Origin of the sequence: uncultured Ellagibacter sp., assembly GCF_934617235.1 — a bacterium.
GTDB lineage: Bacteria > Actinomycetota > Coriobacteriia > Coriobacteriales > Eggerthellaceae > Ellagibacter.
Map to the genome: position 1 here is coordinate 1 of NZ_CAKTTZ010000006.1, position 13,274 is coordinate 13,274.

At 59.9% G+C, this 13,274-nt stretch carries 13 protein-coding genes and 1 pseudogene; 10 read left to right on the forward strand and 4 right to left on the reverse strand.

Annotation, left to right across the window (positions count from 1 at the left end):
• Positions 1-370 (forward strand): annotated as a pseudogene (locus tag Q0G85_RS02045) (amino acid permease); the annotation flags it as partial.
• Positions 371-679: 309 nt separating this feature from the next.
• Here the strand turns inward: Q0G85_RS02045 and Q0G85_RS02050 are convergent.
• A complete protein-coding gene (locus Q0G85_RS02050; protein WP_297149599.1) occupies positions 680-1,048 on the reverse strand; it encodes a 3-hydroxyisobutyrate dehydrogenase in 369 nt (122 codons plus the stop codon).
• Positions 1,049-1,201: 153 nt separating this feature from the next.
• Positions 1,202-1,537 carry an HIRAN domain-containing protein gene (locus Q0G85_RS02055; RefSeq protein WP_297154254.1) on the reverse strand — a complete coding sequence of 112 codons (336 nt, stop codon included), beginning with the start codon at positions 1,535-1,537 and terminating at the stop codon, positions 1,202-1,204.
• A gap of 178 nt (positions 1,538-1,715) precedes the next feature.
• Between Q0G85_RS02055 and Q0G85_RS02060 the strand changes: the two genes are divergently transcribed.
• Positions 1,716-2,699, forward strand: a complete 984-nt coding sequence (locus Q0G85_RS02060; RefSeq protein WP_297154256.1) for a YafY family protein — start codon at positions 1,716-1,718, stop codon at positions 2,697-2,699.
• Here the strand turns inward: Q0G85_RS02060 and Q0G85_RS02065 are convergent.
• Positions 2,672-3,298, reverse strand: coding sequence for a hypothetical protein (locus Q0G85_RS02065; RefSeq protein WP_297154258.1), 627 nt, complete (start codon positions 3,296-3,298; stop codon positions 2,672-2,674). The genes Q0G85_RS02060 and Q0G85_RS02065 overlap by 28 nt on opposite strands.
• Before the next feature lie 280 nt (positions 3,299-3,578).
• On the opposite strand from Q0G85_RS02065, the gene Q0G85_RS02070 reads away from it, so the two are divergent.
• From Q0G85_RS02070 to Q0G85_RS02100, 7 genes are all read left to right on the forward strand, one after another.
• Positions 3,579-4,733: a DNA/RNA non-specific endonuclease gene (locus Q0G85_RS02070; protein ID WP_297154260.1), complete on the forward strand. Its 1,155-nt coding sequence runs from the start codon at positions 3,579-3,581 to the stop codon at positions 4,731-4,733.
• 195 nt (positions 4,734-4,928) lie between these two features.
• Positions 4,929-5,309 (forward strand): GntR family transcriptional regulator, encoded by a 381-nt coding sequence (locus tag Q0G85_RS02075; RefSeq protein ID WP_297154261.1) that lies wholly within the window; start codon positions 4,929-4,931, stop codon positions 5,307-5,309.
• Positions 5,310-5,364: 55 nt separating this feature from the next.
• Entirely contained in the window at positions 5,365-6,246 is an 882-nt protein-coding gene (locus Q0G85_RS02080) for an ABC transporter ATP-binding protein (RefSeq protein WP_297154262.1), read from the forward strand.
• Positions 6,243-6,917, forward strand: coding sequence for an ABC-2 transporter permease (locus Q0G85_RS02085; protein WP_297154265.1), 675 nt, complete (start codon positions 6,243-6,245; stop codon positions 6,915-6,917). The genes Q0G85_RS02080 and Q0G85_RS02085 overlap by 4 nt, the downstream gene beginning before the upstream one ends.
• Before the next feature lie 93 nt (positions 6,918-7,010).
• Positions 7,011-7,544, forward strand: coding sequence for a TIGR00730 family Rossman fold protein (locus Q0G85_RS02090; protein ID WP_297154267.1), 534 nt, complete (start codon positions 7,011-7,013; stop codon positions 7,542-7,544).
• A gap of 314 nt (positions 7,545-7,858) precedes the next feature.
• The gene (locus Q0G85_RS02095; RefSeq protein ID WP_297154269.1) at positions 7,859-9,472 is read left to right on the forward strand and encodes a peptide chain release factor 3; all 1,614 of its coding nucleotides are present in this window, start codon (positions 7,859-7,861) and stop codon (positions 9,470-9,472) included.
• Positions 9,473-9,482: 10 nt separating this feature from the next.
• Positions 9,483-10,424 carry an alpha/beta hydrolase gene (locus Q0G85_RS02100; RefSeq protein ID WP_297154271.1) on the forward strand — a complete coding sequence of 314 codons (942 nt, stop codon included), beginning with the start codon at positions 9,483-9,485 and terminating at the stop codon, positions 10,422-10,424.
• On the opposite strand, the gene Q0G85_RS02105 is transcribed toward Q0G85_RS02100, so the two are convergent.
• Positions 10,399-11,238, reverse strand: coding sequence for a uracil-DNA glycosylase (locus Q0G85_RS02105; RefSeq protein ID WP_297154273.1), 840 nt, complete (start codon positions 11,236-11,238; stop codon positions 10,399-10,401). The genes Q0G85_RS02100 and Q0G85_RS02105 overlap by 26 nt on opposite strands.
• A gap of 475 nt (positions 11,239-11,713) precedes the next feature.
• On the opposite strand from Q0G85_RS02105, the gene Q0G85_RS02110 reads away from it, so the two are divergent.
• Entirely contained in the window at positions 11,714-12,808 is a 1,095-nt protein-coding gene (locus Q0G85_RS02110; RefSeq protein WP_297154275.1) for a hypothetical protein, read from the forward strand.
• Positions 12,809-13,274 lie beyond the last annotated feature (466 nt).

The following is a 13,274-nucleotide window of genomic DNA, read 5'->3' on the forward strand; positions in this document are numbered from 1 at the left end:
GTTCCAGACGCCGTGGTTCGCCGCAATCGCGATCGGCTGCATCTCTCTCGTCCTGCCGCTGTTCCTCGACATGGCGACGCTGTCCCGCTTCGTCAACTTCGGCGCGCTGTCCTCGTTCGTGCTGCTGAACATTGCCGTGTTCATCTTCTTCTTCATCAAGGAGAAGAAGCGCAACAGCTTCGGCGACGTCGTGAAGTACCTGGTTTGCCCGGTTCTCGGCGTGCTCATCCTGCTGTACGTGTTCACCGGCTTCGACGTGCCGACCTACATCGTGGGCATCGCGTGGCTCGTCATCGGCCTCATCATCGGCGCCGTGAAATCGAAGGGCTACAAGGAAGTCCCCGAGGCTTTCAAGAATCTGGAAGTGTAACGCTTAGCCGAGTTGTTCGGGCTTAAGCTTCGCTTTTAGCAAGGCGCCTCGCAGGTAGCTGCAAGGCGCATCCAACAGGCCGCGTGTTCCGCACACGCGGCCTGTTTTGCATTAGCAGGAAGACAAAGGGAAAGCGAAGCCGCCGCATGCTCGGCGAGGCGGAAGCGGCGCGGGGCATGGGGTGCAAAACGGGCAGCCCCAGCGCGACATGCGGCTACGCAATGCCCCCTTTCCTTACCTGCCAAAGCAAAAGCGCGCGGACCTGAAAGGACCCGCGCGCTCGATGCATAGTTTGCGACGTGAGATGTATTACAGCTCGATGCGGCCGAACTTCGCAAGCAGTTCGGAGGCGGCGGCGCAAGAGGGGCAATTGCAATACTTGGCGCCCGCCTCCTTGCGCGCGAGCTGCGCTTCGAGCATTTTTGCGGCGGCCTCTTCGCCCATCATTTCTTTCGCCGGGCCCTGGGCGAACGCGATAACGCCATCGATTGTGGTGGGACGCCCCTCAAGGAAGTCGAGCAGCTTGGTGGTCGCAGCCTCAACAGCGGCGTCACTGCTGTCGGCGGCAACAGCGTCTTTCCAGGCGGCAGCCGCGTCCTTGGTGTCCTGCTTGCTCGTGTCAGCAGTGGCGAGGATGCCCGCGCGCTCGGCAACGTAATCGAACAGTTCCTTCTCCATGATGAACCTCCTTGGTTGCGCTTATATTCCTGCAGACATTATAGGATGCCGTCGATGCAATCCAAGTAGTTACTTTGCAGAAACCAGGGCCGTCGCGTCATCGGCAGCTCAAGGCGGCAAGCCCCTCTCTCAAACACCTCGCCTTGCCTTGCGCTATTCCCCTTTGGCCTTGTCGGTCATGTAAAGCCCGACGCGAGCCTGATTCCAGGTTTCAGCCTTTTTGTCAACCTTAAGAATGCGGCACTCAAGCACATCGTCGTGGCCGAAGCGCAGCAGCTGAGCCGCAAGGTCGTTCTGATCGCGCGGAATGTAGCCGAGCTTCACGTCCTTGCGATAGATGGCGACGGCGTTGGGATCCGCCGGATTGTGCGATTCCGCGACAAGACGCAGCTTCTTGCCCGGCTTGAGCTTGGAAATCACCTTTGCACCATCCCAGTAACGCATGCCAGCAACGTTGAAATCCGCGACGTAACGAGAACTCGAGCTCATGATTGCAGCCGTCCTTCCTTCTCCTCTTCTGTCCTTTTCCAATGTAGTTGCCATTCTATCGGGCCGGCACAATATGCCTGTCCTTGCTATCGGACATGGAAACTATGGGGCACTCTTCTTCCCATCTGCTACAATGAGGATGCATATCGTTATTGCGCCCCTCGAGAAAGCGACTGCTATGGCGTACAACAGCAAGGCGAAGCTCAAGGTTCTCTATCTCTGGAAGATCCTTCAGGAGGAAACCGACGCCGAGCACGGCCTTTCCATGACGCAGATTCTCGAGCGGCTCGATTCATACGGGATATCCGCCGAGCGCAAAAGCATCTACGACGACATCAAGACGCTGCGCGATTTCGACATCGACATCAAAACCTACCAGCGCAACCCCGTGGAATATGCCATCGAGCGACGCGACTTCACCCTCGAAGAGCTCATGCTCATGGTTGACGCCGTTCAATCATGCCGTGCCATCACCGAGCGGCAGGCGCGCATGCTCATCACCAACATCAAACAACTCGCCACCAACCGCGAGCAGGCGCTTCTCGACCGCCGCATCCACGTCGAAGGACGCATCAAGTCGAAAAGCGAGAGCGTGCTCTCGACCGTCGACGCCATCCACGAGGCCCTTCGCCTGCGCTGCAAGGTGGCGTTCTCCTACCGCAAGATCGGCGCAGACGGCAAGCCCCACGAAACGCGCGAGGGCAAGCGCCACGAGGTAACCCCCGTTGCCATCTCATACGACGACGGGTTCTACTACCTGACCGCATGGAACGACCACCACGCCAATCTCACCGAGTACCGGCTCGACCGCATGGCGAAGGTGAGCGTCGAACGCGACATGCCAGCCACCCGCAACGAAGAGATCGCCAATTACGCCTTCGACCAGGGGAAAGCCGTCATGTTCGGGCGGTTTAACGGCGAGGAGGTCGCCTGCGAGCTGACCGTCGACCCCGATAAAGTCGAGATCATCACTGACCGCTTCGGCAAGGGCGCAACCTTCCTCCCCTTCGACGGGCAGCAGGTGCGCGCTCGGGTGAAGGTGTGCAAGAGCCAGCAATTCTTCGGCTGGGTAGCGAGCATGGGCCGCGCCGTGAGCATCGCGGCCCCGCAGAGCCTCGTCGAGGAATACCGCAATTATCTGCACTTCCTCCTCGAAGAATAAGCGCCTGCCGCCAACATGTCGAGCTCGCGAACGGCGGCTTGAACCGTGCCACCCTCAAGCGATAAACGGATACTGCACCCTTCCAACTCGATGACGTATTCATCTTTTGCTGTGCGGAAAGCCCGACAAGCTCGCTGGCCGAACGCGCAAGAGAGGGGTCCCACAACGACCCACGCGGGACAGCAGTCTTCGGCGTCGCGCCGCAAACTGGCAGGCGGAAGCGAGGTGTCCACCGCTCCCGCGCAGACGGCAAGCTTGCCGTCCAGCGCCCGATATGCCGCAAGATCCCCTTCGGAGAAACGCAGGACGAAAGGCGCATCGGAAATCGGCGCGTCAGCGTAGAAATCCCAGGCTATAAAAGCGTCGGCCAAATCATCGCCCAAGGGGAAAGCCTCGGGAGAAGACGGCGCACCCAGCATCCACGACGCTTTGAGCTCGCAAACCTCACCCGACATCCCAATCGCGCACGCCGCATCAGGCACGGCGGGCTCATCCGACACCCCGCGCGCACCCGACCTTCTGGGTGCGCATGCCGCATCGGGAACGCACGACGATTCGTCCGTGTCGCCAAAGAGCTGATGCGCGCCTTGCAATGCCATGCGTGTGCCTCCCGTCGTTTTCTCGATTGGCGCCATTGTAGAACGTGCGTACGAACCAGTCTGTCCATGCTTTTGGACAGTCGCAGCCCAACTGGAAGAGTTTTCCGAAGCGCCCCTCACGCCCCTCGTGCCCTCGCGCTGCCTGCCGCCGCTCGCAACGCGAACGGGAAGCGAGGACGGAAACCGCGAACAGCCCTCGCGCTCGGGCAGCCTGCATCGAGTATCATGGGGGATGCGGCGCGCCATTCGCGGCATGCCCCACTATCGGAAGGACACTCCCTTGCAAACGCAGCAAACCACCTCCCCCGCACGCGAGCGCCTTATCCGCACGCTTGCCGCCCTGCTTCTGGCAGTGAGCCTGTGCCTTCCCTCGCTTAGCGGGTGCGCAGGCGGCGAAAGCGTCGCGAACGGGGACAATGCGACAAGCTCGCAGCAAGTTTCCGCAGGCAGTGCCGCCGCGAAGCTATCCGATATCCCCGAGTACTCAGGTGCGCTCTGCATCGATATCAACGAGGGGCAACCTGGATTCTCCGCCGATGACGCGGCGCGCGGGTCGTTCATGGAATTCAGCGAGCTCGACTTCGAGGGGCGCTGCGGCACGGCGTTCGGCCTTATTGGACCCGAGACTGTCTCCAATGCCGAGCGCGGCGACATCTCGCAGGTTCACCCTTCGGGCTGGGTCCAACATCGCTACAGCTTCGTCGACCGCGAGATGCTCTACAACCGCAGCCACCTCATTGCGCACCAGCTGTGCGGCGAGGACGCCAACGAGCGTAACCTCATCACCGGCACGCGCACGATGAACGCCGTGGGGATGACCTATTACGAGGAGCTGGTGGGCAACTACGTCCGTCGCACGAACAACCACGTCCTCTATCGCGTGACCCCGCTCTTTGCAGCGAACGACCTGGTGGCACGCGGGGTTCAGATGGAAGCGGAATCTGTGGAAGACGGCGGGCAGGCTATACGCTTCAACGTCTTCGTTTACAACGTGGAGCCCGGCGTGAAAATCGACTACGTGACGGGCGACAACTGGGAGTCGAGCGAGATTCCCGCCGTGAAGACCAAGAGCGAGGCAACCACAACCCGCGGCACGGGTGGCGATGCGGCGCTACCCCAAAGCGCGTCGAGCAAACGCGAGGCGGGCGCTTCGGGCACGAGCGGCTCATCGACTTCCAGCAACGCGGCAGCGGGGAATGGAGCGGGAGCAGCGCCATCCGGTTCCTCGGACGCGAAAACGAGCGGCGACTCGTCTTCTTCCGCGAACACCGCCGAACAGCAAACGTACGTCCTGAACAAGAGGAGCCACAAATTCCATCGTCCCGAGTGCGACGGCGTGCAGTCCATGTCCCCCTCCAACAAAGAGGAGTTCACGGGGTTGCGCCAGACGCTGATCGACGAGGGATACTCGCCCTGCAGAAGCTGCAATCCGTAACGCCACATTCCCCCAGGTCATGCACGAGCGATCTCAACCTGAGACCGAGGGCGCATCGACTAATGTGAGGCTTGCGTTCAAGCAGCCAGCTTGGTCCTTTCATCAAATTACAACAACGTTCAAAAAAGTGCTTGCGTTACTGTGCATAGTGTATATATACTGTGCTTATCAGATATACACACGTAAGGACTCACAGTGGACATCATCCTATCCAACTCGAGCGACAAGCCCATCTACGAGCAGATAACCTCGCAGATGAAAGCCCAGATTCTGTCGGGCGCGCTTCCAAGCGGGGAGAAGCTCCCCTCCATCCGCGCGCTCGCGAACGGCCTCGGCGTCAGCGTGATAACCACCAAGCGCGCGTACTCCGATTTAGAGGCCGAAGGATTTATCGCAACCGTGCAGGGGAAAGGCAGCTTCGTAGCCGCGGGGAACCTCGAGCTTCTACGCGAAAGGCGCCTGCGTCAAGTTGAGGAGCTGCTTGTGCAAGCGGGCGAACAGGCGGCTGAGCTGGGGGTCTCACGGGCCGAGCTGCACGACATGCTCGACCTCGTTGCGCCTGACGACCTTGCATGAAGCCACCCACCACAGGCAAAAAGCGCCTCACGACATGAAAGGACACGGAACGCCCATGTCAAACCTTCTTGAAATACGCGACGCAAACCGTCAGGTGAGCGACTCTTTTTCGCTCCGAAATGCCAACCTCTCCATTGGATCAGGGGAAATCGTCGGCCTCGTCGGAGCGAACGGCGCGGGAAAGACCACGATACTCCGAGCCGCACTCGGCCTTCTGAAACTCGGTTCCGGGTACGCAGCGCTTTTCGGCGAGCCCCTCGCCGCCGACACCCCCGACGCCGACGTGCGGCGACTTCGCTCCCGCGTCGGCGTCGTGTTCGACACGTGCCCCTATCCCTCCGAGATTACGGTGTCTCAAGTGGAAACATGCATCAAACCAGCCTTCCCCACCTGGGATAACACATGTTTTGAGACGCTGGTCGCCCGATTCGGGCTCGAGCCGAAGAAGAAGGTGAAGTCGCTCTCGCGCGGCATGGGCATGAAGCTGCAGCTCGCCTGCGCGCTCTCGCACAACGCCGACCTGCTCATCCTCGACGAGGCGACCGCAGGGCTTGACCCGCTCGCTCGAGACGAGCTGCTCGATGAGCTGCGCGATTATGCTTCAACCGGCGATCGCGGCGTGCTGCTTTCGAGCCACATCACAAGCGACCTGGAACGCATCGCCGACCGCGTGGTGGGCATCGACGCGGGCAGCATCATCTTCGACATCCCGCGCGAGCAGATAACCGACGTTGTCGGCATCGCGCATTGCACAGCTGACCAGGCGCAACGGATTCTCGCATGCGTGGATGGCGCCCGTATCGCAAAGCGCGAGTTCAGCTGCGACGTTCTCGTCCCCAACCGCTTCGAGTTCTCCGAAGCCTTCCCCGAAGTGCCCTGCGACCGCGCCTCCATCGACGACTACCTACACTTCATCCTGAAAGGAACCAACCGATGAAAGCCGCTTTCCTCTCCGAACTTGCCATAGTGCGCACCTTCGTCCTCAGCTTCATCGGCATCCTCGCATTCGTCTTCGTCTTCATGTGTTGGTCGATGGGGAGCGCCGTGGGTGCCGCCGCGGTTGTATGCGCCATGACGCCAATGCTCATCATGTTCTCGCTCATGGGCTACGACGACCAAAACGGCTGGCTGCGTTACCGTGCCGCACTCCCCTTCGCGCGCCGCGACATCATCGCGAGCCGCTACGCGACCATCTTGGCATGCGCCGTCGCCGTCATTGTTGGCGCTTCGGTGCTTGGCATCGCGCTCAACGGGGTGCTTCCCCGCTTTCTCGAAGGTTTCGAGGTAGCCGAGCCAATCGAAATCATTTCCTCAAGCATCGCGGCCACGATGATCGTCCTCATCATCGCCGCCATCGCCGAGCCCTTCCTGGTGAAATTCGGCACCACGAAGGGGATGCGCTATCTCATGTGCGCATTTATCCTGGCAGGATGCATCGACGTCGTCATCCTGACGAACTTCCTCGCCCCCGACGTCATGCAATCGATTCTCGTGTGGATCGACGCGCACAGCTGGCCGCTATTCGCGGCGCTCGTCATCATCGCACTCGACATCTACGTCGCAAGCTGTATGGTTAGCATCCGAATTTTTCAGGCGAAAGACCTCTAGGGAATCGCGGGGTCGCGCCGCGTGCTCTTCATCGCTCGCCCTCGCCTTCGCTATAATCAACGTCGACACGAACAAGCACGCGGAGAGGAACCCATGAACATCACCGTCTACCTGGGAGCAAATGAAGGCAACGACCCGTCCATCGCCGAAGCGGCCCGTGAGCTGGGCACATGGATCGGCGAAAGCGGAAATGCCCTCGTGTACGGCGGGTCGAAGGTCGGGCTCATGGGAATGCTCGCAGAAAGCGCACTCGACGCGGGCGCCGAAGTCACCGGCGTCGAGCCGCAGTTCTTCATCGACCAAGCCGTGCAGCTCGACACCATCACGCAGCTCATCGTGACCGACACCATGGCCGAGCGCAAAGCGAAGATGATCGAGCTCGGCGACGCGTTCATCGCCTTCCCCGGCGGCTCGGGCACGCTTGAGGAAGTGTCGGAGGTCATGTCGATGCTCTCGCTTTCGCACTTGGACGCGCCCTGCATCATCTACAACCTAAACGGGTACTACGACCACTTGAAAGCCCAGATCAACCTCATGATTGAGAAGGGCTTCTCCACGCCCAAGCGCCTGGAGCACGTCCACTTTGCAAGCAACCTTAACGACGTGAAGAACATCTTAGGTCGCTAGCGCATAAGCCGCCCGACGCCGCGGGGGAGCCTGCGCCTCATTGCAGCGCGCGCATCGGCCGACATCGCGCCCGCACCCCCGCGCGCCGCCCGGACTCGCACTCACATCCTCTCGCGCGTATCGCCCGCCTTCCCACCTCGCGATACGCTCAACCCGCATCCCCTTGTCATCTGCGTGAAAGCGCGCCGCCTTCCGCATTCCCGTTCCCCTGTAATAGTACAATGTGATTTTGCCGCCCTACGCGCCCATTGAGCACCGCGCTCGCAATCCGCGCGAGCAGGGCATTTCACTTCCAGATACGAGAAAGAACTAGCATGTCGACCCTAACGGATCAGATTTCCTCACGGCGCACCTTCGCCATCATCTCGCACCCCGACGCGGGCAAGACGACCCTCACCGAGAAGCTCCTGCTCTACACCGGCAGCATCCAGACCGCAGGCTCGGTCAAAGGCAAGTCCAGCTCGAAGCACGCCGTATCCGACTGGATGGACATCGAGAAGCAGCGCGGCATCTCCGTGACCTCCTCGGTGCTGCAGTTCTCCTATGACGGCTATTGCGTGAACATCCTCGATACCCCCGGCCACCAGGACTTTTCGGAAGACACCTACCGCACGCTCATGGCCGCCGACGCCGCGGTCATGGTCATCGACGGCGCGAAGGGCGTCGAAGCGCAGACGAAGAAGCTCTTCAAGGTGTGCACGCTGCGTCATATTCCCATTTTCACGTTCGTGAACAAGCTCGACCGCGAGACGCGAGACCCGTTCGACCTCATGGAGGAGATCGAGACAGTGCTCGGCATCGGCACCTACCCGATGAACTGGCCGATCGGCTGCGGACAGAACTTCCGCGGCGTGTTCGACCGCCAAACCCGCCGCGTCATCGCCTTCGAGGGCGATGGGCACGCCAACGCCACCAAGAAAGTTGCGGAAATCGAGGCCGAGCTCGGCGACGCCGCGCTTGCCGACCTCATCGGGGAAGCGAACCACGCGAACCTCATCGACGACATCGAGCTGCTCGACGGCGCAGGTGACGAGCTCGACCTCGACGCAGTGCGCACCGGCAAGCTCTCCCCCGTGTTCTTCGGCAGCGCGCTCACCAACTTCGGCGTCGAACCGTTCCTGAAAGAGTTTCTGCGCCTCACCCCCACGCCGCTTCCCTATACCGACTGCCTCACGGGCGAGCCGGTCGACCCGATGCGCGACGAGTTTTCGGGATTCGTCTTCAAAATCCAGGCGAACATGGACAAGAACCACCGCGACCGCATCGCCTTCGTGCGTATCTGCTCGGGCAAGTTCGAGCGCGGCATGGACGCAGTGCACATGCAGGGCGGCAAAAAGCTGAAGCTTGCCACAGGAACCTCGCTCATGGCAGACGACCGCGCGACGGTCGACGAGGCATACTCGGGCGACATCGTCGGACTCTTCGATCCGGGCATCTTCTCGATCGGCGATACCGTTTGCGCAGGTAAATGCCGCGTTCAGTACCCCGAAATCCCCACGTTCGCACCCGAGATCTTCGCGCGCGTCACGCAGGTGAACACGCTCAAACGCAAGCAGTTCGTGAAGGGCATGGAAGAGCTCGCACAGGAAGGCGCCATTCAGATTTTCCGCGAGCCGGGCTTCGGTATGGAAAGCGTCATCGTGGGCGTCGTCGGCGTGTTGCAGCTCGACGTGCTTGAACAGCGCCTGAAAAGCGAATACGGCGTCGAGGTGCGCAGGCAGGCGCTCCCCTATTCCGAGATTCGCTGGATTATGAACGATCCTTCCACCTACGACATCGCGAAGCTCAACCTAACAAGCGACACACTGCGCGTCGAGGACATGCGCGGGCGCAAGCTGCTTCTGTTCACGAGCGCATGGAACGTGAATTGGGCGAGCGAGCGCAACGCTGACCTGGAGCTTTCGGAGGTCGGCAACTTCTCCATTTAAGGGGGCGGCGATGCGACAGGGCAGACACGACACCTTTGGCGCGCCCGTAGATCATCCTTCGGGCGCAAGGGAGCTTGCGGGCGGGGGCTCTGTTTCGCTTGTCGCCAACACCTCATCGGCCGAAGTGGTTGCCGTGAAAGATGGCGAGTCATCGGCCCCGAATGCGGAAACGGCCTGTTCCGAATATACCCCGACACCCCTCTTTGCGCTTGATGTTCAAGGGGCGTGCGTCACTGTTTGGCCTGCGCAATCTTCGGGCAATGCGCGCAATCACGCTGGTGAAGGCGGCGAAGAGGACGACAGCAACCGCCTCAACCACATCGTCTATCTGCATGTTTACGACGGAGACGGCCTCGACGTCCTCAGCGAATGCCAGCGTATCGGCTGCCCACCGTTCACGCTCGTCGCCATAAAGCCCGCTTGCTGGAACGACGACCTTACACCTTGGGAATGCCCCGGCCTGTTTGCCGACGACGCCCCTTTTGCAGGACACGCCCAAGACCAGCTTCGCCTACTGGAAGAAGAAATCATCCCCCAGGTCGAGCGAGAATGCGGCAAACCCAACGGCGCCCGCATCTGCCGTACCGTTGCGGGCTACTCACTTGCAGGGCTTTTCGCCACCTGGACGGCATTCAACTCGTCTACCTTCTCCCGCATTGCAAGCGCTTCGGGTTCTCTTTGGTATCCCGATTTCGCACGCTTCGTCACTGAGGCACCGCTCGCTCGCCCAATCGATTGTGCCTATTTCTCGCTTGGCAGCAAGGAAGCGAAGACCCCGAGCCGACTTCTGCGCAATGTCGCAACGGGAACGCACGAGGTCGTAGTCGCATTTCGCAGCAAGGGAGTACCAACGCAATTCGAGTCGAACCCCGGCAACCACTTTAAAGAACCCGCCCTTCGCATGGCACACGGAATTACCTGGGCGATCAGCCAGCAAGTGACCAATCGATAGGCTCGGCTCCGCATTCCCTCAGCAGGTCGTTTGCGCGGGAGAACGGACGCGAGCCCAAGAAAGCGGGAAGATCGCCAGCCGCGCGCGATGCCGAAAGCGGCGAGGGGTGCGTGCTTTTGAGGATGAACTTACGGGAAAGAGCGTCGGCGACAGAGGAGCCGCTTTCGTCGGCTGCAGCGGGTGTGGCAGCACTCGAAGCAGAGCCACCAGCGGCCGCGACACCAGCACCAGCACCCGCGACACCAGCGCAATCGCCGCCTTCGAACGCATCCTTCGACACGCGCGCCTTCGCGCTCTCGATCAGCTTGATGGCCGGACGCCCCCACGCCAAAAAGACCACTGGCTGAGGCAAGCGCATGCACGCCTCGACGATCGCCGTCGTAACCACCTGCCAACCCAACTTGCTGTGTGAGTTCGCCTCGTGTTCCCGTACCGTGAGCGTCGTGTTCAAAAGCAGCACGCCTTGCTGTGCCCACGCAGACAAATCACCGCTCACGGGCATATTGCACCCCAGGTCAGACGCCATTTCCTTATAGATATTGCGCAAGCTTGGCGGAAGCTTCTCCCCGCTGGGCACCGAGAACGACAGGCCCATCGCCTGACCTGGGCCATGGTAGGGGTCCTGTCCTAGAATGACGACGCGGACATCTTCGGGCGTCACATAGGCAAGCGCGTTTAAGATGTCACCTTGCGGCGGGTAGATGGTCTCTTCCCTTCGCAGGTCATCGACCTCTAAGAGCAATCGCTGCGCAGTCGCCTTCGCCTGCTCGGGAACGAGCGCGAACCACGCATCGATCGATTCCTGTTTTTCCACCGTCGCCTCCAACCGGTCGCCTTCCCGCAGAGCCAATTCACAGCTTTGCGCTCGTCCATTTTAGCGAACAAGAAAGACCGATTTCTCCCTGTTTCGAAAAGCGCGTGGTTACAATGCACTTGGAGAAGGGGGTAACTGCCAGAAAAACGGCACTCTTCATCAAATCGAGAAGCCTTGTCGCCGAATCCAAAAGCTATACAACCGCATTGCCAAGCCAGTTTCAATTCCGTCCAAGCAAATGACCAGGTCGAAACAACGCAAGCTGAGCTAACCCAAATTCAAGCTCATTACCTTTTCTCTGGTTTGATGAAAACCACCCGATTTCTGGCAGGACCCCCCTGCCAAATTGTACAAGCGAGAACACGCGCGCGCCTAAACCAAAAATGTCCCAAGCGCCTCGTTTTTCGAGCAAATACTCCGATCGACAACGTGGACAGACTCTTGAAATGATAAGTGATGCTCGTATCATACCCGCATGGACATCTGCCTCTCACATATCTCCGCCCTTCGATGGCTCATGCGCAACCCGAACCCCCTCGCGGCCCAAAAAAGGACACGTTATCGCGCCGATGCGCCCGACGGCATTCCCTCGCCAACTCGTTGCCGAGAGCTTGCGCTTGAGCTTGACCCAGAACGCGAGTTTCTCGACTTCCTTTCGAGCAGCCGCCGCGGAAGAAACAACGGCAAGCACTTCGCAGTTCACGTCCAAACTGAATTGCTTCCACCAAAGTCCTTCATTAGGATCGGGACTATCGACAAGACTGCGATCTACATTGCCTCACCAGAACTCGTTTTCATGCAGCTCGCTCAACGCCGCCCACTTGAAGAAGCGGTCTATTTCGGCTTCGCCCTTTGCTCGCTATACCGCATCGACCCAACGGCACCAGGGGGATTGCGACAACGAGACGAGCGCCCGCTATCTAGCTCGGAGTGCGTTATCGCAGATAAGCCCCTCACAACCGTTAAACGCATCGAGAACTTCCTTGACACCACCAAGGGAAACCTCGGTTGCGAGAAGGCTCGCTCGACACTGAGGTTCGTCCGCGATGGCTCGCGATCACCTATGGAATCTGCGCTCGCGATTTCCCTGGGACTTCCCCGTAATCGCGGAGGTTTCGGTCTTGGCATCGGGCAGATGAATCATGCAGTTCGTATCTTCAATGGCGCTGATTGGGCGGGCGAAAGGCGCTACGTAACCCGATATCCGGACATAAGCATCGAGCATGGTGATTCGTCGGGCCGAAAAACCACCGTCGGCATCGATTATGATGGGCACGCGTTCCATTCAACCGCCGCCGCCCTTGCTCGAGATGCTCGCCGAAGAAACGAGATTGCCCCGATTCGAGGATTTACCCACCTCAGCATCAACGCCCAGGAAGCCACCGACTTCATCGCATTCTGCAGATTCGCTGATCAAACAAGACGAGCCCTCGGCATCAGGTCGCTCGACCGATGCCCACGAAACAACCCTACCGTTGCAGATCTCGAAAAACGCAACGCCATCGAGCGAAAGCAACTTGACCTCTGGAGAAAGCTCATTTGCCAAAGCGACTTCCGGAGAATTGAATAAGGTCGTACCTGCTAAGCACCTATTGCAGCGGTGAAACTCACGCCCCCCTTTGCTGCAGCAGAATAGCCTTCGCCCCCTGTGGCGATGCAATCTGAACCCCCCAACATGCCAGAAATCGCGTGGTTTTCATCAACATGGCATTCCGCAGAAGACATGGAGCAGTTTCAAGGCAGCAGGCACAAGACGTTCACCTGCGGGTTTCCATTTCCCACTCCCGCACCGCCTCCCAGAGTGCAACCCAGAGCGCACTCATTTGATGAAAACCACCTGATTTCTGGCAGGACCCCCATGTTTCGTCCGCAAGGTATCGCAATCGCTCGGGATGAGCGCAAGTGACGGTGCGAGTTTTGACGAACAGGGGGACGAGCGCTCGAGAAAACAACAGGCACCGCAACCTCGACGCAGCAATAGCGCATCTAAGCAGAGCGCTACGTCGCCAACACAACCGGCGCCGCACGAACGAACG